Origin of the sequence: Flavobacterium ginsengisoli (genome assembly GCF_029625315.1) — a bacterium.
Lineage (GTDB): Bacteria > Bacteroidota > Bacteroidia > Flavobacteriales > Flavobacteriaceae > Flavobacterium > Flavobacterium ginsengisoli.
Genome location: NZ_CP121110.1, coordinates 1,403,267 through 1,429,920 on the forward strand (window position 1 = coordinate 1,403,267; position 26,654 = coordinate 1,429,920).

The following is a 26,654-nucleotide window of genomic DNA, read 5'->3' on the forward strand; positions in this document are numbered from 1 at the left end:
AAATCGCATTTCTGCGAATATTTATTTTCACTAATTTTAATAACGCTTAATTAAAAAAACAAAAAATACCACATTTTGTGCCAATGAAAATGAACTCATTGGCAAGACAATAAAAACAAATTTTTAATGAATAATAACAACTATGATTTTTTAGCAAATGGCGGAGAAATGGGTAAACTTACCCGTACTAAAGATTGGAGCAATACAGCTGTTGGACCAGTAGAATCATGGCCTCAAAGTCTTCGCACTACTTTAGGAATTCTTCTAAACTCTAAATTTCCCATGTTTTTGTTTTGGGGACCAGATCATATTTGCTTTTATAATGATGCTTATCGCCCAAGTTTAGGAAATAATGGCAAGCATCCTTCTATTCTTGGAGAAAAAGGCGCTGATTACTGGTCTGAAATCTGGGATTTTATAAAACCTTTAATCGATCAGGTACTACAAAAAGGTGAAGCCACTTGGCACGAAGACCAATTACTGCCAATTTATAGAAATGGCAAAATGGAAGATGTTTACTGGACCTTTAGCTATAGTCCTGTAAACGACGAAAACGGAAAAACAAATGGTGTTTTGGTTATTTGCAATGAAACGACTAAACAAGTTATTACTCGCAAAAAACTCGAAGAAAGCGAAAGACGTTTTAGAAATACTGTTAAACAATTGCCACTCGGAATTTGTATTTTAAAAGGAGCCGATCTAATTGTCGAAATGGCCAATGCAACGTATCTTCATATCATTGATAGAGAAGAAAACGCAATTTTAAATAAACCTATTTTTGATTCTGTTCCCGAAACCAGAGAAACAACATATCCTATTTTAAAAAATGTTTTCGAAACAGGAGAACCTTATTATGCAGATGAATTTGCTGTAACCTTAAATCGTTACAACAAACAAGAATTAGCTTATTTTAATCTTGTTTTTTATCCTGTAAAAGAAGACAACAACATTGCTGGAGTTACCGTTGTCGCTTATGAAGTTACCGAAGAAGTTAAAACTAGATATTTACTGGCCGAAAGAGAAAAAGCCTTTCGTGGCATTGTTATGGATTCGCCAATTGCAATGGCGATTTTTAGAGGCAACGATTTAACAATCGAAATGGCTAATAAAAGTATGATGCATAATATTTGGCAAAAAGAAGAAAAGGATTGTATTGGAATACCTTTATTGAAAGTTTTTCCGGAGTTAGAAAATCAAAAATATCCCGAATTATTGCATGATATTCTTGCAAGCGGAAAAACAATTCGCGAAAATGAAGCGATTGCCTATGTTGATATTAAAGGCAAACTGAAAAAATTCTACCTTGACTACGAGTATACACCGCTCTACGAAAAAAATGAAAAGGTTACGGGCATTATGTGTACTGTAAACGATGTTACTTCTAAAGTAAAATCAAGAAAAAAAGTTGAAACTGCAGAAGCAAGAGCACGTTTAGTCGCTGAAATTGCCGAAATTGCCATGTGGGATTTGAATCTTAAAACTAAGGAACTAATCTACAGCGATACCATTCTAGATATTTTTGGATTTGAAAAAGATAAAAAAATTGTACATCAAGACATTCGAAGCCGTATTCTTCCAGAAGATGAACATATTGTTTTAGACGCTTTTGCGGAAGCATTAAAAACGGGAATTTATAAATATGAAGCCCGAATTTTAAAACTAGACAATTCGATTGCATGGATTAAAGTACACGGAAAAATCTTTTTTGACGAAAATAAAGAACCATCTAAAATGCTGGGAACTGTAATGGATTTTACCGCCGAAAAAGAAAGCCAGCAGGTTTTGATGAAAAGCGAAAAAAAATTCAGACTCCTAGCCGACTCTATGCCGCAACTTATCTGGACAAGCGACACTTTGGGAAATCTAAATTATTTTAATCAAACAATATATAATTATTCTGGATTGTCTAAGGAAGAAATTGAAAAAAATGGCTGGCTTCAAATTGTACATCCAGAGGATCGCGAAGAGAATGTAAAACTCTGGATGGAGTCTGTAAAAACAGGAAATGATTTTCTATTTATTCACCGTTTTAAACGTTACGATGGCGAATACAGATGGCAACTCAGCCGTGCAATTGCACAACTAGACGAATTTGGAAAAGTGCAAATGTGGGTTGGAACTAGTACTGATATTGAAGAACAGAAAAACTTTACCAATCAGCTTGAAGATCAAATTATACAACGTACCACACAACTAGAACTCAAAAACAGAGATTTAGTTAATATGAATATCGAACTGCAGTCATTTGCTTATATTTCAAGCCATGATTTGCAGGAACCTTTGCGAAAAATTCAGACTTTTGCCAGTCGATTGACCGATTTGGACGAGCAGAATATGTCGGCAAGTGCCAAAACTTATTTAAGCAGAATTGAGTTTTCGGCAAAAAAAATGCAGAATCTCATTCAGGATTTATTAACCTATTCTCGCGCCAATTCTGCCGATCGTGTTTTTACATTAGTCAAAATAGACGAAATTGCGGAAGAAGTAATAAGTGATTTTTCTGATCGAATTGAAGAAAAAAATGCTATTGTAGAATATCATGATTTAGGAGAAGCTATTCTTATTCAGTTTCAGTTTAGACAGCTGTTGCATAATTTGGTAGAAAATGCTTTAAAGTTTTCTCTTCCTGGTGTAGCTCCAAAAGTAACAATTTCGGTTACAAAAGTTGATGGAAAATTATTTCCAAATGCTGAATTTAAAGACAAAATGTACCATCATCTTCAAGTGAAAGATAACGGAATTGGTTTTGAATTGATTTATAAAGAAAAAATATTTGAGGTTTTTCAGCGCTTAAATACTGAAAGCGAATATAAAGGAACCGGAATTGGTCTTGCCATCGTGAAAAAAATCGTCGAAAACCACAAAGGCTTCATCACAGTTTCTAGCGAAAAAGGTAAAGGCTCTACTTTTAATATTTACTTTCCAGATTTATCTGAAATTAATATTTAAACACAAAATTAGATTGCGTAGGAATAAATTTTTTCCAATCAATCTGCATTGCATGTTCTATAGATTTTATAATGTCGTTCATTAAAACTGGCTTTGTAATAAAGCAGTTTGCGCCAAGACTACGGCATTTTTCAATAATGCCAGGTTCACTTGAAGTAGAATAAATTACAACTGGAACATCTTTTTTACAATCTGACTTTCGAAGTTCTTCTAAAACATCAAATCCGTTTTTTCCAGGCATATTTAAATCCAAGAAGACTACGTATGGCGTAACTGGCAGATCAGAAATAGCGTTTAAGAAATGTTGACCTCCAGAGTACGTTTGAAGTTTAATATTCTGGGGGATAGACTCTACTGCATCAGCAAAAATACACAAATCATCTTCGTCGTCATCGGTATAGAATATAGTAAAATCTGTCATTGTGTCTTTTGGCTTAGAAATTTAAATCTCAAATATAATGTAATTTTATGTAACAAAGAGATCTTGAACTAATTTCTTACAAAACGCAAGCAAATTGAAATCTCATAATTTCTAAGTTTAATTATATAAGCTGTAAAAGGGTAAAAAGAACCAACTTTACTTTTAGCTTTTTCAAGTACAAGTAAAACTTTATTTGTCAAGCAATTAATTATAAAATATAACTTAAAAATATAATGTTATGGGCGATCATAAAGACCTTACAGATGAATTTGCAGTAGATAAAATAAAAGATCTTGTCGCGACATATAAAAACGTGCATGTTTTGCACATATAACGAATACAGAATTCAATCTCGACCAATGTCTGTTCAGAAAATTGACGACTTGGGACAGCTATGGTTCTTATCTGACAGAAATAGCGGTCAGAATGCCGAAATTACTTTAAATCCGATGGTCGAAATTTTCTTTGCAGAACCTCACGATAAGTTTTTAACGCTTCATGGAACAGCCAGTATTTCGTACGACCGAGAAACTATTGAGGAATTATGGAATCCTGCAGTAAAAATCTGGATGCCGGGCGGTGTAGACGATCCGAATTTGAGTGTTATAAAATTTGTTCCTGAAGATGGTTATTATTGGAACAACAAAAACGGAAAAATGGTTGCTATTGCTAAGATGACCGCTGCATTAGTAACGGGAAAAACAATGGATGACGGAATTGAAGGAAGTTTGAAATTGTAGTTTTCTCTTTAACCGCTAAGTACGCAAAGGTTTACGCAAAGTTCGCTAAGATTATTTTTCTTTTGCGTGCCTTGCGTAAACCTTTGCGTACTTTGCGGTTAAACAACATTTCTAGAATAAAATTAAACAGTCATTCTTTTCAATTCTAAAGCATTTAAAATACCTGCTTCGCTTGCTGTGTTATTAAAATAGACAAATCCTTTCTTAGATTGAATTTTATGGTTTATGTGCTGTAATTCTTTTGTAGAATAGCTAGAATGAAACAATCTCGGAATTCCATGAAAACGAATGTAAAGCATTGGAAAATCTTTAAAAATAGTCTGAGGAAGATTGGGATGGCTAACACTACAGAATGTAATATTATTTGCTTTAAATGCATTCCAAACCTCATCATTCCACCAGCTTTCATGACGAAATTCTACTACATTTTTAAAATCGTAGTTTAAAATTCCTAGTATTGCTCCTAGTTTTTCTTTGCTAAAGGCATAACTCGGCGGAAACTGAAATAAAATAGCTCCAAGTTTATCATTCATTCCTTCTTTACAAATATTATAAAAATCGTTTAAACGGCTTTCGCAGTCTATCAGTTTTTTAATATGAGTAATTTCTTTTGGCACTTTGACCGAAAAGATAAAAAAGTCGGGCGTTTTGTTGTGCCAATTTTGAAAAATGCGAACGGTCGGAAATTTATAAAAACTGCCATTAAATTCATAAGTGTCAAAATGTTGGCAATAAAATTCAAACCATTTTTTAGAGGGAAGATTTTGAGGATAAAAAACAGTTTTCCAAAAACTGTTGTAAAAGCTGGAACAACCTATTTTTACTTGATTTTTCATATATATAATTGTTGGCAGTTAGGGCAGAAAAAACTTCTGCGTTTTCGTTCTCCAGTCTGTTTTTTTTGAAATGGCAGATTACATCTTAAACAAACACTTTTAGTATAGGCTTCCCAATGTTTCTTGAGTTCAAACTTCTTCTTCCAATACAAAAATTCGAAGCTGTAAGTCGAACATTCGCCAATAATCTGACTTTTTACATGAGGAGGAATTTTTTCTACAATCGATTCGGGATGAACATAACAGCGATATAAAACTTCATTTTTTATGATGTTCCCCACTCCAGAAAAAATATCTTGATCCAGAATCACATCGCAAATCATTTTTTCGGGCATTTTCTCAATACTCAACTGTGCTTTCTTCGGATTCCAATTTTCATTCATTACATCAACACTCCAATCGTAATACGAATTAATGTCACCTTCTAGAATTTTAATCGAACAAGTATAAAAATTAAGTTCTCCATTATCAAATACTAAACTTAATCTGGGTTTAGATACCTTACGTTCGTTTATTCGGTAGGTTCCAAACATCAACAGATGAATTTTTACAGTAAAAGAATCAAAACAAATTAAAAAATGTTTTCCCCAGGTTTTAAAAGCAAGCACAGTTTTATTGTCTAGACGAGAAATATCTGCATGAGTATTCCCAGACACAGAAATCACTTTCTGTCCTGTAAACTGTTTCGCTTCTTCTTTTAAGATTACTATAGACGGACCTTCGGGCATATATATTATTTTTATTTAACTAAAAAATGCAGTTCGAAAACTGCACTTTCATTCATTTTTTGAAGCTTTATTCAATTTCGGCGGCTTCGAGATTTATAGCATTTACAGCAACTTGTGTAAGCATTTTATCTGCTCCTTTTTCTTCATCAAGCGTTTGCTCCAATAAAGTAGCGACTTCTGGCAGACCTAACGTTTCTGCAAATTGTCTTAAAGTACCGTAAGTGGCAATTTCATAATGCTCAATTTTCTGACTCGCTGCAATAATTGCGGCATCTCGCACTACTCCAATTTCGGTTTCTTCCAACATTCCTTTGGCTTCTTCAATCAAACCTTCCATCGCGTCGCATTTTTTGGCTGTTGCTTTTTTACCAACAATTTCAAATACTTTTTCCAAACGAGTAATTTGCTCTTCCGTTTCAGTTAAATGATTATCAAGTGCATCTTTTAATTCAACAGAAGAAGCATTTTTCACCATTGTCGGCAAGGCTTTTGTCAATGCTTTCTCTGCCCAATAAATGTCTTTTAGACCATCTTCAAACAATTCTGTAAGTCCCGATGCGGCGTTCGACTTGGGCTTTGTTACTCCTCTTGGAATCGTTTCTTTTGCAGTAGTCGCTGTTTTATTATCTGTAGTTTTCATGGTATTATTTTTAATGATTAATAGGATTATAAAATTACTGCCTGTGTTTTGAGGGAGGTTATAAAATTTTAAATTAAAATTCCATTCTAAACACCTGTTAATTATACAATTACACTTCATGATTCTATAATAGATTCGCATCTCTTCATGGTAGCTTTGTAATTACTAATTATAAAAACTAGATGTCATGAACACTATCAATAATAAAAACAGAATTAATCGAGATTTGAATGAGCATATCTCAAGCGATAGAAATTTGAGCGAAGATCTTAAAGCTGATATCAAAAAACCTGATAACGATAACCGCGAAATTGCAGAAAGAGGTTATACGGTACGAAATGGTCATAATCCGAATAAACCGAATCCTGATCAAGATGATTATATCAACGATGATGATTTGGACGATTTAAATGACGATTTTCATACTGACAGAGATCTTGAAGACAATAACGATGATATTTATGAAGTTGAATTGGAAGATGAAAATGACGAATTCGATAATCCTTCAGATTTAAAAGAAGATGAATTTGACTTCAACGAAACTGAAGATGTTTTGGAAGATATTGACGATGAAGATTTTGATGATGATGATGAAGACGATTATGTTGAAGAAGATATTGATGAACACGAAAATGATTATATTGAAGATGATGTTCAAGAAGACAAGGATGATGAAGAATATCCAGAAAATGATCCACGCAAATTCTAATATCTTATTCTACTAAAAAAGAAAAAACCGTCTCGTAAATAACGAGACGGTTTTTTTGAGCATAAAATTTAACTACTTAATCTCCAATAATCTTCAATACTGGAATATCGTCCATACGCGCCAAGCGTTCTGCTAATCCTGCTCTGGCTTCGTTAAGTTCTTGTTCGGCTTTGCCCAATTCTATATACCATTTTTCTTTTCCAACTGGCGATGTTTCTAATTTTCTAACAATTTCGTAGATTTCTCCCTCTGCTTCCATCACTTTCAGTCTTTTATAATAAGTCAAACTTTCCGTCATGTGTGCAAGTGCAATCATAGCAGTTAAAAAAGGATGATTATTGGTCACATTTACATCTTTTACTCTGCCGTGTTCCAATTCAACTTTTAAGGCAAAAGCAAATTCTTCCATATTAAAAGCTTCATGTTTACTTTTCGGATCCAAATAGGCTTTTATCGCATGCACATTATTCATTGTCGAAAGATCAACATCGGTATGTTTTTTATCATTTAAATCTTTAAAAACAACATTTGCAATAGCTCTTGCCTCTGCAATTGTCGGGTCATTTTTAGGATTTTCAAAATCACGAACCGACCAATCCCAATCTTTAGGATGAATCGGTTTTATGTATTTTTCACAAAAATCTACCACATCATTTTTTAGGCTTACCATTTGATCTTCTCTTTTAATGTAAACATCCTGATAAGCACCGCTTTTTGTTCCCATGACTTGCTTTTTTTAATGAAACCACAAACGACACATCTACTAAGTGAAATGTGCCGTTTTTGATTTGTTTGTATTTACTGATATTTCTTCTATACTCTTGTTGATCTTCCGCTGATTAAAGAAATAACGAAAAGAACTAAAAATATAAAGAATAAAATTTTAGCTATACTAGCAGCTCCAGCGGCAATTCCGCCGAAACCAAATATTCCCGCCACTATGGCTAGAATAATAAAAGTGACTGTCCAACGTAACATAATAATAGTTTTTTAGTTAATAAAGATTTTGTTTGCATTTCAAACTTTAAGCTTTTGGAGAGATGCAGTAACTCTTTTATGAACAAGGCGTTTCTAAATTGATCTCGTAATTCTGAATCAATTCAGAAAACGCTATTTCCGATTTTGTAAAATATTTTCGAGTGCTTCGGCTTTTCTTTGCCAAATCGAAATATTTCTGAATAGAACCGTCTTCGTAAGTGGAAATCAAAAGCGGGTGAACGTAATAATCTTTGCATACTTTTCTTGTATTTCCAAGAGCTTCAGCTGTTAAATCAAAAGCAGTTATGATATTCTGTTTGATTTCTTTTTCTTCTGAAGTGATTCCCATTTCCATTAAACTTTCAAAGAAAATAATTGATGCCGCCCAAGTTCTAAAGTCTTTCGCACTGAAATATTCTCCCGAAATATTGTGCAGATATTCGTTTACAGCATGGCTATCCAAAACTTTTCTTTCGCCATTTTTATCGTAATATTTAAAAACTTCGTAACCTGGAATTTCTTCGCAACGGCTTACCAATTTTACCAACTTTTTATTGCGGGTTGTAATGGTATGAAGTTTTCCTTTTTTACCAATAAATTCAAATCTGAGTGAATTTTTATTGATGTTAATATGTCGTTTTCTAAGAGTCGAAAGTCCGTAAGATTTGTTGTCTTTGGCATATTTCTCATTTCCGATTCGAATATGCGTCTCTTCCATTAATCGGATTACCAAAGCGATAACTTTTTCTTTAGACCATTCTTTCTTTTCCAAATCAGTATCGACTTGTTTTCTTATGGATGGTAGTTTAGCTCCAAATTCAGCTATTTTATAAAACTTTGTTTGGTTTCTAATCAGATTCCATTTTGGATGATAACGATATTGTTTCCTATTTTTTAGATCTGTTCCAACAGCTTGTAAATGACCATTTGTAACACCTGTGATGCGAACATTTTCCCATGCGGGCGGAAGAACCAAACTATTAATTCGTTTAATTTCGTTTTTGCTCTTCACCTCTTTTCCATTCTTTTTATAAACGAAATTCTCTCCTTCACGGCAGCGCACAATTGTCAATTGCTTATCATTAATGTATTCTAAATCCAGTTTTTCGATCACTAGATGTGGCGCTTTTATTAGCTGATTCATTAAATTTTCTTTTCTCGCCGCATTCATGATATTCAAATTTTTATCACAGAAACAATACTGTATTAAAGTTTAATTATTTCTTAAAGAATCAATTAGTTTCTCTTTATTCATATAAGATCTTCCTTTTATTCCCACTTTACTGGCTTGTTTCAAAAGTTCTTCTTTGGTCCATTCGTCATAAGGCTTTGCTTTTCCGCCTTTCTTTCCCGCATCTGGCGTGTTGGCAATACGTGCCGATTTCTCTTTGCTGTATCCTTTTTTTACCAATGCTTCATATTGCGCTTCATTCTTAATTCTTGGATTTGGCATGATTTCTATTTTTTTATTGGATTAAATTCTAAAAATCTGATAAATCAAAGTTCCTCAAAATGTTAAGCGAATCTGTTATAGAATTTTGGTCACAAATTTCATATTTGTAGGATGGGAATTGTGAAAGTGGAAATGTAAATTTTTGTTTTTTGTAAAATGTAAAATGGTAGGTGCAAAAAAAATCCCAACTCTTTTAGAGTTGGGATTTTTCAAGTTACATTTCATTAACCTAACAAACCATAGAAGTAAACTTCATAATTTGTTTTTCTAATTTTTATTATTTCAAATATCTTAAAATATAGATTTGTTATGTTGGAATTAATTACCAATTTCCCTTGCAAGATATTGACACTGTTTGAAAGAATAGAATGAATTTCAACTTCATTAAATTCTATATCACATTTTTCAGCATTTTCGATAATTCTTTTTTCCAATTCAAGAATATCAAAATCCTCGATTATTTCTACGTTTTCTTTTGCTAAAATGTAAAATTTGTTTGTATTAATATCCACACTCTTATCATGCTCTTGTATAAACTTCATAAGATAGATTACTGTTTCAAAATACAATTTTTTATTTTCCACATTTGAAACATAATCTGAAAAACTGGTTTTAATAATTCTCTCTGTTCGAATTTTATTACCTACAAGATCAACTTTAAAGTTATAGGTTCTCTTCACTCCAAACTCTTCATTTTGTATGTCGAAAGTAATATCTTCTGATTCAAATTTAATATCATTATCAGTAACTGGTTCTTCATATTCTACCTCTTCTACCTCTTCTACTTCGTCGTCGTCTTCATCCTGAATTATTACCCTTTTAATACCAACGAAAAACGTTTTAATTCCTACTGTAAATAAAAATCCTGACAACGCATATTTAAATAAAAGTTCAGAAGCTACAGACAAAGCATTATTATCGCCTGATTTACCAAACAATTTATAGGAATATATTCCTAATCCAGTAATAAATACCCCTAGTAAAGCCTGTGCTATTGGATTTTCTTTTTTATTTCCCATAAATTTGAATTGTAGGTTTACAGGAACAAATATTAAATTATATTCCGATTAATCCTTACGGGAAAGCGTATTATTCGATAGAATTTTGTCTAATTTTTAGGAAAATCTAATCGCATTTTATCTTCTTATAATCTTGTGTTTTATCATCATATTCCATGCAGGTCTTTTTTAATAAAACCATTTTATTATTTTCGACTTTATATTCAGTTCTTTCAATGCTCCTGCCAGCGCAACATTGATTATGCTCGTGGATTCTTTTGTTTTTGCTGTCAAATTCTAAAGAAGTTCCGCTAAAACCGCTCATAAAATATTTTCCTGTTTTTGGATTATACAAAAAGTATATTCTCGAAGTATTCGGTCCGGCATAACTAGATTCAAAAACAGAAAAATCTTCAAATCCGTCAAAATTATAATCACCAGTATCTATGTTATCCAATCCCCAAAGCTGGCATTCTACATCGACTTTCTGAATTAATTTATCGGTCTTTTTTTCTATGATTTTCACGCCCGAAACCTTTGAATAAAAACTGCCTTTTTCTTTAGAAATAACCAATTTAAAATATTTGTCTCTAAAAGAAACAGGTTGCAAAATTTCTATTTCTGTCCATTCTACATCATTTCCATGCTTAACATCAAACTCTTTGGTCAAACTAATTTTCAGTTCTTTTCCCGAATTTAAATCTCTCCAAACTCCATTTAGTCGCTCGTTTTCTTGGTCGTAATTTTCAAAAGTTAGTTTTGCTGTTTCTTTATCATTTTTATCTTTTTCAGTAAAAACTAAAGTTTTCCCGGTAAGCTTAGCGTTTAAAACTATTGGAGTATCATAATTGGAATATGCATAAATTGCAGATCCTTGTCCATCAGAAAAATAAACTTCAGACACAAACTCGATTGGATATTTACCAATGAAACCTTTGTAATTGATTTGGGCTGATAGAGAAGCTATCACTAAAAGAAATAGGAGTGTAATTTTTTGCTTCATGAATAAGATTAAGAAATAATTATAAATACCAATTTAGTTTTTCCTCATTGCTAGATATTTTTCCATCTGACTTAACTCTTCGCTCATAAAATGAGGATCATTACTAATTGTTCTAAATTGATTTATGGCATCAATATTTGCTAAAACTCCTTTAATAAACCAAGGAAATTCGTTTGCTAAGGAATTCAGTTTGGCAATAGCTCTAAGTGATTCACCTTGATTACTTAAAGAAACGGCATGCTCATATCTGAAATTTGGACACCAATAATACTCTTCAGCCAATTTGTCCCAAGTATCTAAATCGCAATTCCCCAGCGCCAGAAATACTGTTGCAAACACAGAAGAATCTATATAATTTTTAGAAAAAACAAAATAATTCAGTAATGGAATATTGCTTCTCTCGTCTCCCTTAATTTTGCTTTCAATAACTTCGTTCATTAAATCATGTGCTTTCTTTCTATCATCTTCATTATCCGATAAATGTAAAACTGTAGCATATTCAACTTTTACTATTTCTACGTCTGGCCTCGTTTCATAGGCTCCTTTTGCAAAATGTAATGCGCTTTTATGCGAATCCAGAACGCGATAAAGTTTAGACATCGAAACCGCTAACCTTATATTATCAAAATCTTCTTCTTTTACATTCTTTTCATAAAATTCAATAGCTCTAAGTCCATATCTATCTTTTGTGAATCTTTCAATTACTTGCCATTTTAGCAACTTGCCAAATTCTGTTTCATCCCACAAAGAAAACAATGCAGACCTTCTATCCCAAACCGATCTTATACTCTTCCAATCATTAAAAGTTCCCTCAAATGCTTCGTGTTCTTTGTAAGAAACACCATTATCATCTGTTAAATTTAATGACGGATTAAAATCTGGAGTTGAATAATATCTATTTAAAGAATCATACAACTCATTTTTAAACAATTCAGATGTATTTGTTGTCAAAGTACTTTTAGCTAAATATTCTTCTAAAGGATTATTAGTCTTTTGAATAGTTTCTGTTTGTTTATCATCTTCCGATGAGACATTTTTATCACTCTTTCCAAAAATTCTTTTGAATAAACTCATATTTACTATTTTGTGATTTTAAGATTTGTTTTACAAACATACATTTTAAAATGATACATAAGCATCCAAATCCTATAACAATCTCTAAAAATCCTGTAAGGTATTCCTTTAACTTCTCAATAATTTTACATTATAACATTAAACTATTAAAATCATGAAAAAGTTATTATTAGCCGGAAAAGCCATTTTAGGAGCAGGACTTATCATTATATTCCTTCAATCTTGTAAAAACGAAACCAAACAGGAAGATCCAAAAGAAGTTGCTGAAGATGCAAACGAAGCAAAATTTGATTCTATTGACAGCAAAGAAGATGACTCTGAATTTTTAGTAGATCAAGCCGAAATTAATTTAGCTGAAATAGAAATTGGTAAACTGGCTCAAACAAAAAGTACTAACGCCGAAGTGAAAAAATTTGGTAAAATGCTTGTCGATGAGCACACTAAATCGGCTTCTGAAGTGAGTGCTTTAGCAAAAACAAAAAACTTTACTCTGCCAACTTCCTTAACTGAAGAAGGTCAAGAAGAATACAATAAACTAAACGAAAAATCTGGTGTTGATTTTGATAAAAAATTTGCCGACATGATGATTGACGGTCACGAAAAAGCTATCAAAAAACTAGAAAAAGCCGCAAAAGACGCAAACGATCAAGAAGTAAGAACTTGGGCTTCTAACAATATTGCAGGTTTAACAGCGCATTTACAACACGCTAAAATGCTAAAACAAAACCTTGACAAAAAGTAAAATAATTAAGATGCTAAGATTCTAAGGTTCTGAGATTCTAAGTATAATGTATCTAAGAACCTCAAATCTTTGCTAAAAAACCCCTCAAGAGTTGAATTGCTTGAGGGGTTGTTTTTTTTTAGATGCTAAGATTCTAAGTTACTAAGATTCTGAGTTTTTCTTTGTGTTAAAATCTTAGTAACCAAGAATCTCAGAACCTTAGTATCTTATTTACCCGCTATCTTCTGTAGATGTTCTGGGTATCTTGAGCCTTCAATTTTAATTTTTGAAGCAAGATTTTCGATTTCTGATAAATCTTGTGCTGAAAGTTTTAGATCTACAGCGCCAAGATTTTCTTCTAAACGATGTAGTTTAGTAGTTCCAGGAATTGGTGCAATCCAAGGTTTTTGAGCCAAAATCCAAGCAAGAGCTACTTGTGCGTTTGTTGCTCCTTTATCTGCGGCAATTTTAGACAATAAATCAACCAACGCCTGATTTACTTTTCTTGCTTCTGGTGTAAAACGAGGCAAAGTGTTTCTAAAATCGGTGCTATCAAATTGCGTATTTTCGTCAATTTTAGCAGTTAAAAAACCTCTTCCCAACGGACTGAAAGGCACGAAACCAATTCCTAATTCTTCTAATACTGGAAAAATTTCTTCTTCTGGAGTTCTCCACCAAAGTGAGTATTCGCTCTGAAGCGCAGTGACAGGCTGAACTGCGTGCGCACGACGAATGCTTTCTACGCCCGCTTCTGAAAGTCCAAAATGTTTTACTTTTCCTTCTTGAATTAAATCTTTTATCGTTCCTGCAACGTCTTCCATAGGCACATTCGGGTCTACACGATGCTGATAATACAAATCGATTACATCTGTATTTAATCTTTTCAGTGAACCTTCGATGCTTTTTCTAATCCACTCTGGACGGCTGTCTAATCCTTTTTTAGAATCGCCTTCCAAAAATCCGAATTTTGTAGCAATTACAATTTTATCACGAAAAGGCGCTAAAGCCTCTCCCAATAATTCTTCGTTTAAAAATGGTCCGTAACATTCAGCTGTATCAAAAAAGGTAATTCCTTTTTCATAAGCCGAACGTAACAAACTTATCATTTCTTTTTTATCATGAGCTGGTCCATAACCAAAACTCATTCCCATGCAGCCAAGTCCTAATGCTGAGACTTCTAAGTCGCTATTTCCTAGTTTACGTGTATGCATGTTTTTAAAGTTTCTAAGTTACTGAGATACTAAGGTTCTAAGTTTTTTTACTTTGAGCTGAATCCCAGCGTCTTGGATTATTAATTTCTAAAATAGCCAAAATTATAGACACAAAAGAAAAACTTAGCATCTCTGAATCTTAGCAACTTAGCATCTTATTTAAGAGACGCCATATCAATAACAAAACGATATTTGATATCTCCTTTTAATAATCTTTCGTAAGCGTCATTTACATCATTTACGCCAATTACTTCTACGTCTGCCGTAATGTTATGTTCTGCACAGAAGTCAAGCATTTCTTGAGTTTCTGCAATTCCGCCAATTGCTGAACCTGCAAAACTTCTTCTTCCTAAAATCAGACTGAAAGAAGTTACAGGAAGAGGATCCATTGGTGCTCCAACAAGTGTCAATGTTCCGTCTACTTTCAGTAAATTTAAATACGAATCAATATTATGCTCTGCAGAAACACAGTCTAAAATAAAGTTCATACTTTTTGCATGTTTTGCCATTTGCTCTGGATCTGTAGACAAGATAACTTCATCTGCACCAAGGCGTTTCGCATCTTCGAATTTAGACATTGAAGTGGTTAAAACTACTACATGAGCTCCCATAGCTTTAGCCAATTTGATTCCCATATGTCCTAAACCACCAATTCCTACGATTCCAACTTTCTGTCCAGGACCAACTTTCCAGTGTTTTAACGGAGAATAGGTTGTAATTCCTGCACATAATAGTGGCGCAACAGCCGACAGTTCTAATTTATCTGAAATATGCAATACGAAGTTTTCATCAACAACAATACTTTGAGAATAACCTCCAAAAGTTTGTCCGCCTAAATGTTCGTCGGGAGAATTGAATGTTAAGATGCTTCCTGGATCACAATATTGCTCTAAACCTTCTTTACATTGCTCACATTCTCTACAAGAATCTACCATACAGCCTACTCCTGCTAATTGACCAACTTTGAAACCTTTTACATGTTCTCCAACTTTAGTAACACGGCCTACAATCTCATGTCCCGGAACAATCGGATAAATAGTGCCATGCCATTCATTTCTAGCCGAATGCAAATCAGAATGACAGATTCCACAATACAAAATTTCGATTTCTACGTCATGCGCCTGTACAGCTCTTCTTTTAATATCTAAGGTTTTTAATGGTGCTTCGGCAGCTTCTGTACCAAACGCTTTAATGCTTTTTGTTTCCATAATTTTTTTATTTGTTGTTATTGTTTTTTGTTTTAGGTCTAAAACTGTTGAGAAATCGCAATAGAAATCTGGCTGATTTATATTGATTTACAAATAGTTATATAAATTTCGATTATTTTAACCTAATCAAAAAATAAAATCTGTTATAAATCAGTAAAATCTGCGTAAAACTAAAAGTTCTTAAAATTTTAAAATCTCAGAAGCTTAGAATCTTAGTGTCTTAGCATCTTTCAAAAGAATAATATTCCTCATCAGTAACACTGTCCAGCCATGTTCCAGAACCTTTGTCTACCTCTGTAACAATGGTAATATGGGAATACTTTGTTTTTGGAGTTGCTCCGTACCAGTGTTCTACTCCAGGTAAAACTGTGATTACTTTTCCTTTTTCGATAAGATTAATTTGTCCGCCACGTTCTTGGTAATATCCCATTCCATCGGTTACAATGATTAATTGCAGACTTGCATTACTGTGCCAATTACTTCTTGCTCCGGGTTCAAAAGAAATATCTTTAATTACAGTATTTTCAGGATGAATTTCGCTTGTCTGCTTTTTATATGACACTTCGCCTGTCATATAAGTATTTGGAATTTTACCTTCTTCGATTACAGCAGTGAAATGTGTCGACATAATTTCGTTGTTTTTAGGTTAATAATTAATTTTAAATTCTTATAAGCTTATTTGAATGAAATAATCAGTACATCGAATCTCTTTTCAGAAAGAGATTTTAATTTTAATTAATACTTTAAAAAATTTATATTTTTCTATTATCAAAATTTAAAACTAAATGCAAAGCGGAGCATGCTTTTGTGAAGTGTTATTTAGTCATTAAAAAAACTGATACAAAGATTCGTTGTTTATTTCAGGGCAAATGTAGAACAATACTACAATGCTGAAATAACAATATTCAAACAAAAAATTAAGAAATTGAAACAATTTACATTCGAAGCGATTTCGGAACCGTTCCTGTAAGTCTTTTAAAATAATTATTGAAATAACTCGGATACTCAAATCCAAGCGAATACCCAATATCCGAAATACTCCAGTCTGTGTGCTTGCAGACAAAGCTTTTGCTTCATTGATAACTCTTTCGGTAATATGAGCTGTAGTCGGTTTTCCTGTAATTTCTTTTACAGAACGATTTAAATGATTTACATGCACAGAAAGGCTTTGTGCATAATCTTGAGGCGTTTTTAAAGCTAAAGGCTGGTTTTTAGTCTCAATTGGAAACTGTCTTTCCAGCAATTCTAAAAATAAAGAAGTAATTCTTGAAGAGGCGTTTTTATGTTTGAAAAAACTCTCTGAAGGCTGCATTTTCATTGATTCATGAATAATCAAATTGACATAACTGCGCATTAAATCGTCTTTGAAAGCATAATCGGTTTCGTATTCTTCGATCATTTTTTGAAATAACGAATCGATAAACACTTTTTGTTCAGGAGTTAAAGTAAAGATCGGTGTTCCTCCTATTTTAAATAGAGGCGATTCTTGAAGAGTTTCTGAACGGTCTTTTGTTTTAAAAAATTCCTCAGTAAAAACGCAGGCATAACCTTCAAATTTCTCAGAAACCGTTTCCCAAGAATATGGAATAATCGGATTGCCGAAAAACAGAATCGTCCCGTCTGTTTCTATTCCGCGGTCAGCATACTGTATAATGCTTTTACTAGTGTTGATACAGATTTTATAAAAGTCTCTTCGGCTATAAACGGGAACTTTACTGAAATCTCCATTTATAGGATACACTTTAAATCCCTTCATTTTTAAATCTGAAGTAAAATCGCAATTCTGAGTTTCTGTCTGATTATTCATTTTGCAAAGTTATGAAAATCAAACATTATTCTTTTGTTAATTTTTTGTTTCAGGTTTAAAGTTTTAGGTTTTCGGGTTTAACCGCAAAGAGCGCGAAGAATTACGCAATCCCGATAGCTATCGGGAGCTAAGTTTTTAGTTTTGAGAAAGAAATAGCTCGCAAAGTCGCTAAGACGCAAAATTCTTTTTGAATTGCCTCCAGCTTTAGCTGGAGGTTTAAAAGAGACAAGCATAGAAAAGGCTTTAGCCAAACCGAGAACTGTTTGGCTAAAGCCCTGATAACATTACAATCATTTCACATCCAGCTAAAGCTGGATGCAATTCATTTATAACTATTTTAAAAAGAGCCTTTGCGTCTTAGCAACTTTGCTAAATTTTATTTTTTAGCGTCCTTTGCGCAAATCTTAGCGTACCTTGCGGTTAAAAAAACTAATTATTTAAACTCGCTGATCGCAATCCTTTTCCAGAAGCAGATAAAACAACTTCCTTCACATTTTCATCTTTCTGAATTATGATTTGAGCATAACCATTAAAAAGCTTTCTTTTCCAAGATTCCGCTGGTGTTATTACTTGAATAATTCCTGGATCGGTATTCATAACATCCCAGTCTTTTACTTTCTGTAATGGTGTCGCTGCAATGTGAATCGTGTTTTTGCCTTCTTTTAAAATAGATGCATTTAGAATATATTTTTGCAAATCTTCTTTGTTTGATTCTACTTTATTTCCATTTACAAAAACTACCGTTTCTACTCCTATTTTTTTATAAAAGAAACATACCACATTTGAAACTGAATTATTTTTCAAATCAAATTCTCCTTTATAAATATAGGATGGTGCTTGTTTTTTATAATCTCGATCTTTAAAAGCTTCTGTCCATTCTTTCTCTAAATAACTTGGCAATTGCTGTGGCAAAGTTGCATTTGCTTCTTCTCTTTCCTTAAAATTATTTATAGCAACCAAACTAATGTCATCAATAAACTGATCGCTTTCTAATGAAGTTGGATCGCCATTTCCAACTCCTAAAATTTTTCCGCCTTTTATCGAAAATGTGATTTCGTCATTTGCAGTTGGAACATGCAAACCATTTTTATCAGTCGTTTCAACCGTTACAACAGAAACATTTCCTTTTAAAACATTTTCTTTATCTAATGACAATTTGATGTTTTCTGCTTTTCCCGTTGTTTTTTGAACTTCAGAAAGTACTTTTTTACCGTCTTTATATCCAACAGCTTCCAAAGTTCCGGGAGTATAATTTACTTTCCATTCTAAATGGCTATTTTGTTCCATTTTCTTTTTTCCTAAACTCTTTTTGTTTAGAAAAAGCTCTACTTCATCGCAATTCGAATACGCCCAAACATCGATTTCTTTGCCTTCCATTCCGCTCCAATTCCAATGCGGAAGCAAGTGCAGAACTGGTTCTTTTCCCCACCACGATTTTAAGTAAAAAACATTGTCTTTCGGGAAACCGCAAACATCCATCATCCCAAAATAAGAAGTTACAGATGGCCAACCATAAGGCGTTGGTTCTCCGCGATAATCAAAACCTGTCCAAATAAACATTCCTGCCAAATAAGGTCTTTCTGCATAGAATTTCCAACCTTCTTCTATACTGTAAAAAGTTGGTCTTGGTTTTTTATCATAAGCACTTTGATAATGTTTGGCATCATCTGTAAAGTAAATTCCTCGTGTTGCAAAAGTCGAACCTTCTTCGGTTCCCATTCCTGGCTGTTGCTTAAACTGACTTCTGTGTGCATCAATATCTCCGTTTCCTAAATAATTATACCCCATAATTTCAACCACAGAAGAAATTCCGCTTTTAAATCCGCTGCTGATTCCAACTGTGACAGGCCTTGTCGGATCAATGCTTTTGCTGAAATCCTGCATGATATTGGTAATTCTTTCACCAGTAATTCCTCCCTCGATCTGCCATTCTTCATTTCCAACCGACCAGCAAAAAATACTTGGATGATTGCGATCTCGTTCCATCATTCGTTGCAAATCATTTAAATGATAATCGTTTATTCCCATTAAACGGGTTTCATCAATAACTAGCATTCCAAGTTTATCGCAAGCATCTAATAATTCTGGCGTTGGCGGATGATGTGAACAACGATAGGCATTCGAGCCCATTGCTTTCAGTTTTGCGATTCGATAATACTGAATTTCATCAGGAAGTGCTGTTCCAATTCCTGCGTGATCCTGATGATTATTAGTCCCTTTCAGTTTTACATATCTTCCGTTAAGAAAAAAACCATTTTCTGGATCGAATTTTATGGTTCTGATTCCAAATGAAGTTCTATATTCATCAATTGCTTTTCCTTCGCTTTTTATTTCTGTAATTAACTGATATAAATTAGGTGAATCAATATCCCATAAAAGCGGATTTTTGACATTCAATTTTGATGAATATGTTTCTGATTTATAAAATTCTGGAGCCGAAACATTTTCAGAATTCGTTGCTACTTGCTTTCCTGAAGCATTTAAAATAGTTTGACTTATTTCTACATTTCCTTTATAATGGCCTTTATTTTCCAATTTAACTTCTGCATTAACTAAAGCATTATCATTTGAAATTTCTGAAGTTACATAGGTTCCATTTTGTGCCACGTGAAGCGGATTTGTTTTTTGCAAATAAACATGCCTGTAAATCCCTGCTCCTTCATAAAACCAGCCCTCTTCCATCGAAGCATCAACTCGAACAACAACTGTATTTTCTCCGCCATAATTAATGTAAGCCGTTACATCATATTCAAAACCATTATAACCGCTTTCTTCGGTTCCTAAATAAAATCCGTTAAAAAATACTTTTGAATTTCTAAAAACGCCATCAAATTTTAGAGAAATAATTTTCCCCAAATCTTCATTCGAAATGGTTATTTTCTTTCTATACCAACCAATGCTCTTTTCAGGATAGTTTTTTCCTGTCGCTTTAAATCCGTGACTAAAACTTGCGCTTTCGTTAAAAGGCTGTTCAACTGCCCAATCGTGTGGCAAATCCAGTTTTCTCCAAGCTCTATCATCAAAATCTTTTGCGGCAGGTCCGTCGGCAAATCCAGTTTTGGTCAAATACGAAAAATAACCTTCTGCGTGACCAAAATCTTTTTTTGTGTCATATAAATGACCGAGTGAAAAACGCCAATCTTTATCAATCAGAATAAGATCTCTGTCCGATTTGCGCTGTGCAAAAACAGGAATTGAAAATAGAATTAAGAAACAAAGAATAGTTCTCAAGAAAAAATTGGTTTTCATAGGTTTGGTTGTTAGTAAAATCAAATAGCGATAAAAATAAAGCTTTTAACAAAGAAAGATTAATAGTATTTTATCAAAACATGATAACTCATTCATAACAAATACTTATAAAGCGGTTTCTAAAATTTAGAATGAATCTAATGGCTTCAGATTCAAAAATGATTTTCTTTTGATGTAATTTTATATTAAAATCATAAAAAGCAATTATACGATGAGTACTATTATCAACGAAAATAGACTACAAAGTACTTTTAAAAGCCTTGATCATAAGATTAACAAACTTAATGATCAGAAGATTACCGCTTTTTTTGAATCTTTAGGATTGTTAGAAAGAAAAGACGTTCCGAAAGACTTTTTGAATTGGGAAAACATTCTAATCGTTGTTCCAAATCGACATGTTTCGCACGAACTGAAATACTATAAATATACGATTTCACGAATTTCATTTTTAACAAATCCTTACGCAGATCAAATTCATATTTTTGATCTCAAAGATTGGAAAAGCGCATCGGGAAACAAAACGCAGTTTCAGATTAGAGAAATGCTGAAAACTAGTTTTGGAGGTGTAAAGAAAGTAATTAAAGAGTCTTAGAGAAAATTAAAAATTTAGAATTAAAAGCCCAATCTATATTGGGCTTTTATGTTTTTAACTGCAATTGCAAAATTTTATTTCTCTCGCAGATTTGGCAGATTATGGAGATTTTTTCTTCTATTTATAAAAATTTAAATCTGCTCAATCTGCCAAATCTGCGAGAGAAAATCTTTTAGATGAAACACTTTGAGGTTAAGGAAAATCTATTGCACCTCTAAAAGCTCTTTAATTTTAGCTTCTAACGCCTGTCCGTGAATGTTTTTTGCTAAAATAATTCCGTTCTTATCAATTAAAAAGTTTAATGGAACAGATTGCAACATATAATCGCTAACAACTGGAGATTGCCAGTATTTTAAATCACTAACATTTGTCCAAGGCAACTTCCCTTTTGCAATTGCTCCAGTCCATAATGGCTTTTTCGTATCCATCGAAACTCCGTAAATCGATAATTTATCTGGATAAGCATTATTCAATTTTATTAATAATGGCTGTTCTTTAATGCAAGGCCCACACCAAGAAGCCCAAAAGTCAATTAAAACTAAAGTTCCTCTTAAAGAAGAAAGTGCAATTTTTTCTCCTTTTGTGTCCGGAAGATCAATTTCTGGTGCAATATTTCCAACATCTACGCCTACAACTTGAGCTTTAGAATTGGTGATTACACAGCATAAGAATGCTAAAATAAGTACAGTTTTTTTCATAATAGATTAAGTTTTGTTTGTTTGAGGATTATTTTAATCTCATAATCAACACAATAGTTTGTCATTTCGACGAAGGAGAAATCTTCGCAAGTAACTCCGCAACGAATGTCTAATTTTTGTCGAGCTTCTCGTGGAGATTTCTCCTTCGTCGAAATGACATAAAATGAGAATAAAACTCTGCGTTTTTCTTTGATTAAAACTAAAACAAATATAATTTTTCTTTAATAAAATCTCTTTGCGTAACAAAAAGTTTCTTCCTCCCTAATCATAAAATTATCCTAAATACTTTTCTTTAAATCCATATATCGGGAAAAGTCGATATATTTGCATCATGGAAACGATAGAAATATTTAAAGCATTATCCAACAAGTCCAGATTACAAATGCTGGAATGGCTAAAAGAGCCCGAAATTAACTTTCCGGGACAGCTAGAACATGCCGGATTTGAGCATGGTGTCTGCGTTGGGCAGATTCAAGCCAAAGCTGGTTTGACACAATCCACAGTATCCGAATACCTGTCTATTTTGCAGCGTGCTGGTTTTATTGAAGCCAAGCGTGTTGGTCAATGGACTTATTATAAACGTAACGAAGGTGCCTTTGAAGCACTTAGTAAATTAATTCAATCTAATTTGTAAAATTACTATGAGTACAAACAACCTCTTTTCTGAGTTTAACTTAAAGACGTTAAATCTGAAAAACCGAATCGTAATGGCGCCAATGACGCGCTCTTTTTCTCCTAACGGAGTTCCAACTGATGAAGTCGCGACTTATTACCAAAAAAGAGCTGAAGGTGAAGTTGGTTTAATTTTATCTGAAGGAACTGTTATTGACAGAAAATCTTCTTCTAATGATGCTAATGTTCCTCACTTTTATGGCGATTTGGCTTTAAACGGATGGAAAAAAGTTATTGATGAAGTTCATGCTGCGGGCGGAAAAATGGGACCGCAGATCTGGCATATGGGAATTATGGACAATCACCACTCGGGATGGGTTCCGCCGGTTCCTTTTGAAGGTCCGTCTGGATTAAACCGTCCTGATTTTAGAAATGGTGTTGCCATGTCTGAAAAAGATATTGAAGAAACTATTCTTGCTTTTGGTAAAGCAGCTGCTGATGCTAAAAGATTAGGTTTTGACACTGTTGAAATTCACGGTGCACATGGTTATTTAATTGACCAATTCTTTAGAGCTGAAACAAATTTACGTGAAGATATCTATGGAGGAAAAACACTTCCTGAACGTAATCGTTTTGCTATTGAAGTGATAAAAGAAGTGAGAAAGCAAGTTGGAAATGACTTTGCTGTAATTATGCGTTTTTCTCAATTCAAACCTTCTGATTACAACTATAAATTGGCTAAAAATCCGCAAGAATTAGAAGCTTGGCTTACTCCTCTTGTTGATGCTGGAGTTGATATTATTCATGCTTCACAACGTCGTTTCTGGGAACCAGAATTTGAAGATTCTGATTTGAATTTTGCAGGATGGGCTAAAAAAGTAACAGGAGCGCCAACTATAACAGTTGGTTCTGTGGGACTTTCTGGCGATTTCTTTGGAGCATTTGCTGGAGAAAGTTCACAACCAACTTCTTTAGACGAATTAAACAGACGTTTTGACAGGGGCGATTTTGATTTGGTTGCCGTGGGAAGACCTCTTTTATCTGATCCGAATTGGGTGGCAAAAATCAAAGCTGGAAAAACTGACGAATTAAAAGGTTTTACTAAAGAAGCTCTAGGTCAATTAGTTATAGAATAATTTTTTTGAGGTACTAAGTACTAAGCTACTAAGATTCTTAGGCACTAAGTTTTTTTTGAATACCGTAATTAAAAAATTTATCTTTGCATTCGATATGAAATTCTTGAACAGCATATTACGTCTTCCTTTTTTCAGCACTTATTATTATGCAATAATATCTGCTCGGATAGGCTATGCATATAATTCAACGTATTCACGACTGTAAATTAAATAGATAAATTATATAAACCTTAAAGCCCGGGCATTTCGTCCGGGCTTTTTTATTTTCAAAAAAATGGAAACAATTCAAAAATTAAAAGAAAATGCTTGCCATCTTTCTTCCCGAAAATGGCTTAGAAGAAAAATTAAACCTAGCTAAAAAAGAAAACAGAAAATTAATTATTAAACTGGGTTTTGATCCAACTGCTCCAGATTTGCATTTGGGGCATGCTGTTGTGCTTAAAAAACTGAAACAATTTCAAGATTTAGGACATCAAATTGTAATTGTTGTTGGAAGTTTTACGGCAAGAATCGGTGATCCGACTGGAAAAAACAAAAGCCGAAAACCTTTAAGTATTGAAGAAGTACAGCACAACGCAGAAACCTACATTTCGCAATTGTCTAAAATTATTGATGTTGAAAAGGCCAAAATTGTTTTCAACTCAGAATGGCTTGACGAACTTCCTTTTTCTGAAGTGATTCAGATTATGTCGAATGTGACGGTTGCACAATTGATGCATCGGAATGACTTTAATAAGCGTTTTAGCGAGAATACGCCAATTGCAATGCATGAATTGGTTTACCCAATTTTGCAAGGTTTTGATTCGGTTAAAATTAATGCTGATATCGAAATGGGCGGAACAGACCAATTATTTAACTGCACCATGGGAAGACAGTTACAGGAAAGTTTTAAACTTTCGGGACAAATTGTGATGTGTATGCCTTTACTTAAGGGATTGGATGGAAAGGAAAAGATGAGCAAATCGCTTCATAATACAATTGGTTTAATTGATGAACCAAATGAAATGTTTGGTAAAACGATGTCAATTCCTGACGCTCTTATTTTAGAATTTTTAGAATTGACAACCAATTTTTCATTCGAAGAAAAAGAAGAAATCAAGAAAAGATTAGAGAAAGAAAATCCGATGGATATTAAAAAACTAATTGCTAAAAATATTATCAGCCAATACCATAATCAAAATGAAGCAGAACAAGCAGAACAATTTTTCATTAATCAATTTCAAAGTAAAAATGCGAGCATCAAAATCATTTATTCCTGTTTCGATTTCTTCTTTAGAAAATCAAACCAATAAAATGACTTTGATTGATCTTTGTGCAATCATTAAAAATGATATAACAAAATCAGCTAATAGAAGATTAATTGAAAGTGGTGCAGTTCAAATCAATAATGAGAAAATTATAAATCCAAACGAATTGATTTTATTAGAAAAAGAAACAAAAATCAAAATTGGAAAGAGAAATTTTTATGAATTGCAATAATTGAATCATTATTGTTTGTAAAGAGCGAACCTCTGCAATTTAATTTTACATTTCTATATTCGGGTTTCAAAAATAAATAAGAAAGGGATAAACAATTAAGTTTATCCCTTTTTGAATATCTATAACTAACAAAATTTAGAAATTCATTATTTTTAAGTTCAGAGTTGTAAAGGGACAAAGTTTTTCAGCTCTGTACCTTATTTCTTTAAACCTTTGCCTCTTTTACTGTAAAGAAACTTTTCTTTTTTGAAATTTATTTACAAGCCATTTTCTAACTGGTTCATCGTATAATTTTAAGCATACGAAAGCTAATATTATGGTCACAATTAAAACTCCAATTCCTTCTAAATATCCATTTTCCATACTAACTTTATTATCTACAACCCAAGCTGTAAACCAATAAATTAGTGGATAATGTGTAATGTAAATTGGATACGAAATGTCTCCTAGAAGCTTACAGATTTTTAATGAAAATTCATTTTTAATCTCTCCTCCTGCTCCAATTGCGACAATAAGCGGAAAAATTAAAATAATACAGATTGATTCGTATAAACCATTTATCCAAAGACTATTTTCGTCTCCAAATCTTGGCAGTGCCAAAACAATCGTGATTAAAATACTGCAAATCCAAAAGGCGTTTTTTACATGAATAAGTTTTCCTAGACGGCAAAGTAATACTCCAGCAAAAAACGGATATAATAAACGGGTAAAACCGACATTCATTTGCTCCAAATTCAATGACCAACCGCCAATTACGTCTCCTTTTGATCCGAAAACTGTATAATTAATTAGCAATCCGGCAAATATTAATACAAAGACCGACATTACTTTATTCGAAAATTTACGAAAGATTAAGGCGTACAAGATGTTTGCAATATATTCGAAAAAAAGCGACCATGCCGGCCCATTTAAAGGATGCATTTCTCCCCAACCTCTAATTTCTAATGAAGGTGGAATTGGTAAAAGTGTAAAACCTATTACCATAGTTAAAATAACTTTCCAGACTTCCATTCCCGCAATCATTGGAAATAATGCGTCTGAAGCTTGAAAATAGTAAAATATAGCCCCAATGATCATTCCTAGAATTACCATTGGCTGTAAACGAATTAAACGGCGTTTGTAAAATTCCCATTGTCCCATTTTACCCCAACGATCGTCATATGCATAAGCGACAACAAATCCTGATAAAAGGAAAAAGAAATCTACCGCAAGATATCCGTGATTTATAATTTGTTTAAAACGGTTTCCGCCTGCAAAGGCTTCAAAAATATGGAAAGCAACAACTAAAATAGTCGCAACTCCACGCAGTCCGTCTAGAATTTCGTAATGTTTTTTTGGTTTAATATCAGATGAAATTGAACTCATTTGTTTTTGGTTTAAGGTTAAGTTAGATTGATAAAATTTTAGATTGA

Annotated in this window: 26 protein-coding genes and 1 pseudogene; 9 read left to right on the forward strand and 18 right to left on the reverse strand. The window is 33.1% G+C overall.

Annotation, left to right across the window (positions count from 1 at the left end; genetic code table 11):
• Positions 1 to 126: 126 nt before the first annotated feature.
• Positions 127 to 2,949: a PAS domain-containing sensor histidine kinase gene (locus tag P5P87_RS06380; RefSeq protein WP_278021979.1), complete on the forward strand. Its 2,823-nt coding sequence runs from the start codon at positions 127 to 129 to the stop codon at positions 2,947 to 2,949.
• On the opposite strand, the gene P5P87_RS06385 is transcribed toward P5P87_RS06380, so the two are convergent.
• Entirely contained in the window at positions 2,939 to 3,370 is a 432-nt protein-coding gene (locus P5P87_RS06385; RefSeq protein WP_198856009.1) for a response regulator, read from the reverse strand. The two genes, P5P87_RS06380 and P5P87_RS06385, sit on opposite strands and share 11 nt — an antisense overlap.
• A 317-nt stretch (positions 3,371 to 3,687) precedes the next feature.
• Between P5P87_RS06385 and P5P87_RS06390 the strand changes: the two genes are divergently transcribed.
• Entirely contained in the window at positions 3,688 to 4,110 is a 423-nt protein-coding gene (locus tag P5P87_RS06390) for a pyridoxamine 5'-phosphate oxidase family protein (RefSeq protein WP_278021980.1), read from the forward strand.
• Positions 4,111 to 4,232: 122 nt separating this feature from the next.
• On the opposite strand, the gene P5P87_RS06395 is transcribed toward P5P87_RS06390, so the two are convergent.
• The 3 genes from P5P87_RS06395 to P5P87_RS06405 all read right to left on the reverse strand — a co-directional run bounded on the left by P5P87_RS06395 (position 4,233) and on the right by P5P87_RS06405 (position 6,314).
• Complete coding sequence (locus P5P87_RS06395; protein WP_278021981.1) at positions 4,233 to 4,946, reverse strand: DUF72 domain-containing protein; 714 nt, start codon at positions 4,944 to 4,946, stop codon at positions 4,233 to 4,235.
• Positions 4,943 to 5,674 carry a DNA-formamidopyrimidine glycosylase family protein gene (locus tag P5P87_RS06400; protein ID WP_278021982.1) on the reverse strand — a complete coding sequence of 244 codons (732 nt, stop codon included), beginning with the start codon at positions 5,672 to 5,674 and terminating at the stop codon, positions 4,943 to 4,945. Before P5P87_RS06400 ends, P5P87_RS06395 begins: the two co-directional genes overlap by 4 nt.
• Positions 5,675 to 5,741: 67 nt before the next feature.
• On the reverse strand, positions 5,742 to 6,314 hold the full coding sequence (locus P5P87_RS06405) for a YciE/YciF ferroxidase family protein (RefSeq protein WP_278021983.1): 573 nt from the start codon (positions 6,312 to 6,314) through the stop codon (positions 5,742 to 5,744).
• Positions 6,315 to 6,501: 187 nt separating this feature from the next.
• Between P5P87_RS06405 and P5P87_RS06410 the strand changes: the two genes are divergently transcribed.
• The gene (locus P5P87_RS06410) at positions 6,502 to 7,023 is read left to right on the forward strand and encodes a hypothetical protein (protein ID WP_198856014.1); all 522 of its coding nucleotides are present in this window, start codon (positions 6,502 to 6,504) and stop codon (positions 7,021 to 7,023) included.
• 76 nt (positions 7,024 to 7,099) lie between these two features.
• Here the strand turns inward: P5P87_RS06410 and P5P87_RS06415 are convergent, their stop codons facing one another.
• From P5P87_RS06415 to P5P87_RS06445, 7 genes are all read right to left on the reverse strand, one after another.
• Positions 7,100 to 7,747: a DUF5661 family protein gene (locus P5P87_RS06415; protein ID WP_198856015.1), complete on the reverse strand. Its 648-nt coding sequence runs from the start codon at positions 7,745 to 7,747 to the stop codon at positions 7,100 to 7,102.
• 89 nt (positions 7,748 to 7,836) lie between these two features.
• Positions 7,837 to 8,001: a DUF1328 domain-containing protein gene (locus P5P87_RS06420; protein ID WP_008463190.1), complete on the reverse strand. Its 165-nt coding sequence runs from the start codon at positions 7,999 to 8,001 to the stop codon at positions 7,837 to 7,839.
• A gap of 76 nt (positions 8,002 to 8,077) precedes the next feature.
• Positions 8,078 to 9,172, reverse strand: a complete 1,095-nt coding sequence (locus tag P5P87_RS06425) for a DNA topoisomerase IB (protein ID WP_198856016.1) — start codon at positions 9,170 to 9,172, stop codon at positions 8,078 to 8,080.
• Between the two features lie 42 nt (positions 9,173 to 9,214).
• On the reverse strand, positions 9,215 to 9,454 hold the full coding sequence (locus tag P5P87_RS06430; RefSeq protein ID WP_198856017.1) for a DUF7218 family protein: 240 nt from the start codon (positions 9,452 to 9,454) through the stop codon (positions 9,215 to 9,217).
• Between the two features lie 224 nt (positions 9,455 to 9,678).
• Positions 9,679 to 10,473, reverse strand: coding sequence for a hypothetical protein (locus P5P87_RS06435; protein WP_278021984.1), 795 nt, complete (start codon positions 10,471 to 10,473; stop codon positions 9,679 to 9,681).
• Positions 10,474 to 10,579: 106 nt separating this feature from the next.
• The gene (locus tag P5P87_RS06440; RefSeq protein WP_278021985.1) at positions 10,580 to 11,455 is read right to left on the reverse strand and encodes an XAC2610-related protein; all 876 of its coding nucleotides are present in this window, start codon (positions 11,453 to 11,455) and stop codon (positions 10,580 to 10,582) included.
• 33 nt (positions 11,456 to 11,488) lie between these two features.
• A complete protein-coding gene (locus tag P5P87_RS06445; protein ID WP_278021986.1) occupies positions 11,489 to 12,529 on the reverse strand; it encodes a hypothetical protein in 1,041 nt (346 codons plus the stop codon).
• 154 nt (positions 12,530 to 12,683) lie between these two features.
• On the opposite strand from P5P87_RS06445, the gene P5P87_RS06450 reads away from it, so the two are divergent.
• Positions 12,684 to 13,271: a DUF4142 domain-containing protein gene (locus tag P5P87_RS06450; RefSeq protein WP_278021987.1), complete on the forward strand. Its 588-nt coding sequence runs from the start codon at positions 12,684 to 12,686 to the stop codon at positions 13,269 to 13,271.
• Between the two features lie 206 nt (positions 13,272 to 13,477).
• On the opposite strand, the gene P5P87_RS06455 is transcribed toward P5P87_RS06450, so the two are convergent.
• The 5 genes and pseudogenes from P5P87_RS06455 to galA form a co-directional block, all read right to left on the reverse strand.
• The gene (locus P5P87_RS06455; protein WP_278021988.1) at positions 13,478 to 14,461 is read right to left on the reverse strand and encodes an aldo/keto reductase; all 984 of its coding nucleotides are present in this window, start codon (positions 14,459 to 14,461) and stop codon (positions 13,478 to 13,480) included.
• A 155-nt stretch (positions 14,462 to 14,616) separates the two neighbouring features.
• A complete protein-coding gene (locus P5P87_RS06460) occupies positions 14,617 to 15,669 on the reverse strand; it encodes an NAD(P)-dependent alcohol dehydrogenase (protein WP_198856024.1) in 1,053 nt (350 codons plus the stop codon).
• A gap of 220 nt (positions 15,670 to 15,889) precedes the next feature.
• Positions 15,890 to 16,297: a cupin domain-containing protein gene (locus P5P87_RS06465; RefSeq protein WP_278021989.1), complete on the reverse strand. Its 408-nt coding sequence runs from the start codon at positions 16,295 to 16,297 to the stop codon at positions 15,890 to 15,892.
• Positions 16,298 to 16,604: 307 nt separating this feature from the next.
• Positions 16,605 to 17,476, reverse strand: a pseudogene (locus tag P5P87_RS06470) (helix-turn-helix domain-containing protein).
• A gap of 429 nt (positions 17,477 to 17,905) precedes the next feature.
• Positions 17,906 to 20,725, reverse strand: coding sequence for a beta-galactosidase GalA (galA, locus tag P5P87_RS06475; protein WP_278021990.1), 2,820 nt, complete (start codon positions 20,723 to 20,725; stop codon positions 17,906 to 17,908).
• Between the two features lie 211 nt (positions 20,726 to 20,936).
• Between galA and P5P87_RS06480 the strand changes: the two genes are divergently transcribed.
• Complete coding sequence (locus tag P5P87_RS06480) at positions 20,937 to 21,317, forward strand: hypothetical protein (RefSeq protein WP_198856028.1); 381 nt, start codon at positions 20,937 to 20,939, stop codon at positions 21,315 to 21,317.
• Positions 21,318 to 21,520: 203 nt separating this feature from the next.
• On the opposite strand, the gene P5P87_RS06485 is transcribed toward P5P87_RS06480, so the two are convergent.
• Positions 21,521 to 22,015: a TlpA family protein disulfide reductase gene (locus P5P87_RS06485; RefSeq protein WP_198856029.1), complete on the reverse strand. Its 495-nt coding sequence runs from the start codon at positions 22,013 to 22,015 to the stop codon at positions 21,521 to 21,523.
• Positions 22,016 to 22,346: 331 nt separating this feature from the next.
• Here P5P87_RS06485 and P5P87_RS06490 point away from each other — a divergent pair, with 331 nt between their 5' ends.
• The 4 genes from P5P87_RS06490 (at position 22,347) to P5P87_RS06505 (ending at position 25,242) form a co-directional block, all read left to right on the forward strand.
• Positions 22,347 to 22,649 carry an ArsR/SmtB family transcription factor gene (locus P5P87_RS06490; protein ID WP_091496855.1) on the forward strand — a complete coding sequence of 101 codons (303 nt, stop codon included), beginning with the start codon at positions 22,347 to 22,349 and terminating at the stop codon, positions 22,647 to 22,649.
• Between the two features lie 7 nt (positions 22,650 to 22,656).
• Positions 22,657 to 23,763, forward strand: a complete 1,107-nt coding sequence (locus P5P87_RS06495; protein WP_278021991.1) for an NADH:flavin oxidoreductase — start codon at positions 22,657 to 22,659, stop codon at positions 23,761 to 23,763.
• Positions 23,764 to 24,065: 302 nt separating this feature from the next.
• Positions 24,066 to 25,055, forward strand: a complete 990-nt coding sequence (gene tyrS, locus P5P87_RS06500; RefSeq protein ID WP_278021992.1) for a tyrosine--tRNA ligase — start codon at positions 24,066 to 24,068, stop codon at positions 25,053 to 25,055.
• Between the two features lies 1 nt (position 25,056).
• On the forward strand, positions 25,057 to 25,242 hold the full coding sequence (locus tag P5P87_RS06505) for a hypothetical protein (protein WP_278021993.1): 186 nt from the start codon (positions 25,057 to 25,059) through the stop codon (positions 25,240 to 25,242).
• A 222-nt stretch (positions 25,243 to 25,464) separates the two neighbouring features.
• Here P5P87_RS06505 and P5P87_RS06510 read toward each other — a convergent pair whose 3' ends face one another.
• The gene (locus P5P87_RS06510) at positions 25,465 to 26,607 is read right to left on the reverse strand and encodes an acyltransferase family protein (RefSeq protein ID WP_278021994.1); all 1,143 of its coding nucleotides are present in this window, start codon (positions 26,605 to 26,607) and stop codon (positions 25,465 to 25,467) included.
• Positions 26,608 to 26,654 lie beyond the last annotated feature (47 nt).

What these genes read in the sequence shown, in the direction of transcription:
- P5P87_RS06380 (WP_278021979.1), top strand. Translation starts at nt 127, where the DNA reads ATGAATAATAACAACTATGATTTTTTAGCAAATGGCGGAGAAATGGGT.
- P5P87_RS06385 (WP_198856009.1), bottom strand. Translation starts at nt 3,370, where the DNA reads ATGACAGATTTTACTATATTCTATACCGATGACGACGAAGATGATTTG.
- P5P87_RS06390 (WP_278021980.1), top strand. Translation starts at nt 3,688, where the DNA reads ATGTTTTGCACATATAACGAATACAGAATTCAATCTCGACCAATGTCT.
- P5P87_RS06395 (WP_278021981.1), bottom strand. Translation starts at nt 4,946, where the DNA reads ATGAAAAATCAAGTAAAAATAGGTTGTTCCAGCTTTTACAACAGTTTT.
- P5P87_RS06400 (WP_278021982.1), bottom strand. Translation starts at nt 5,674, where the DNA reads ATGCCCGAAGGTCCGTCTATAGTAATCTTAAAAGAAGAAGCGAAACAG.
- P5P87_RS06405 (WP_278021983.1), bottom strand. Translation starts at nt 6,314, where the DNA reads ATGAAAACTACAGATAATAAAACAGCGACTACTGCAAAAGAAACGATT.
- P5P87_RS06410 (WP_198856014.1), top strand. Translation starts at nt 6,502, where the DNA reads ATGAACACTATCAATAATAAAAACAGAATTAATCGAGATTTGAATGAG.
- P5P87_RS06415 (WP_198856015.1), bottom strand. Translation starts at nt 7,747, where the DNA reads ATGGGAACAAAAAGCGGTGCTTATCAGGATGTTTACATTAAAAGAGAA.
- P5P87_RS06420 (WP_008463190.1), bottom strand. Translation starts at nt 8,001, where the DNA reads ATGTTACGTTGGACAGTCACTTTTATTATTCTAGCCATAGTGGCGGGA.
- P5P87_RS06425 (WP_198856016.1), bottom strand. Translation starts at nt 9,172, where the DNA reads ATGAATGCGGCGAGAAAAGAAAATTTAATGAATCAGCTAATAAAAGCG.
- P5P87_RS06430 (WP_198856017.1), bottom strand. Translation starts at nt 9,454, where the DNA reads ATGCCAAATCCAAGAATTAAGAATGAAGCGCAATATGAAGCATTGGTA.
- P5P87_RS06435 (WP_278021984.1), bottom strand. Translation starts at nt 10,473, where the DNA reads ATGGGAAATAAAAAAGAAAATCCAATAGCACAGGCTTTACTAGGGGTA.
- P5P87_RS06440 (WP_278021985.1), bottom strand. Translation starts at nt 11,455, where the DNA reads ATGAAGCAAAAAATTACACTCCTATTTCTTTTAGTGATAGCTTCTCTA.
- P5P87_RS06445 (WP_278021986.1), bottom strand. Translation starts at nt 12,529, where the DNA reads ATGAGTTTATTCAAAAGAATTTTTGGAAAGAGTGATAAAAATGTCTCA.
- P5P87_RS06450 (WP_278021987.1), top strand. Translation starts at nt 12,684, where the DNA reads ATGAAAAAGTTATTATTAGCCGGAAAAGCCATTTTAGGAGCAGGACTT.
- P5P87_RS06455 (WP_278021988.1), bottom strand. Translation starts at nt 14,461, where the DNA reads ATGCATACACGTAAACTAGGAAATAGCGACTTAGAAGTCTCAGCATTA.
- P5P87_RS06460 (WP_198856024.1), bottom strand. Translation starts at nt 15,669, where the DNA reads ATGGAAACAAAAAGCATTAAAGCGTTTGGTACAGAAGCTGCCGAAGCA.
- P5P87_RS06465 (WP_278021989.1), bottom strand. Translation starts at nt 16,297, where the DNA reads ATGTCGACACATTTCACTGCTGTAATCGAAGAAGGTAAAATTCCAAAT.
- galA (WP_278021990.1), bottom strand. Translation starts at nt 20,725, where the DNA reads ATGAAAACCAATTTTTTCTTGAGAACTATTCTTTGTTTCTTAATTCTA.
- P5P87_RS06480 (WP_198856028.1), top strand. Translation starts at nt 20,937, where the DNA reads ATGAGTACTATTATCAACGAAAATAGACTACAAAGTACTTTTAAAAGC.
- P5P87_RS06485 (WP_198856029.1), bottom strand. Translation starts at nt 22,015, where the DNA reads ATGAAAAAAACTGTACTTATTTTAGCATTCTTATGCTGTGTAATCACC.
- P5P87_RS06490 (WP_091496855.1), top strand. Translation starts at nt 22,347, where the DNA reads ATGGAAACGATAGAAATATTTAAAGCATTATCCAACAAGTCCAGATTA.
- P5P87_RS06495 (WP_278021991.1), top strand. Translation starts at nt 22,657, where the DNA reads ATGAGTACAAACAACCTCTTTTCTGAGTTTAACTTAAAGACGTTAAAT.
- tyrS (WP_278021992.1), top strand. Translation starts at nt 24,066, where the DNA reads ATGCTTGCCATCTTTCTTCCCGAAAATGGCTTAGAAGAAAAATTAAAC.
- P5P87_RS06505 (WP_278021993.1), top strand. Translation starts at nt 25,057, where the DNA reads ATGACTTTGATTGATCTTTGTGCAATCATTAAAAATGATATAACAAAA.
- P5P87_RS06510 (WP_278021994.1), bottom strand. Translation starts at nt 26,607, where the DNA reads ATGAGTTCAATTTCATCTGATATTAAACCAAAAAAACATTACGAAATT.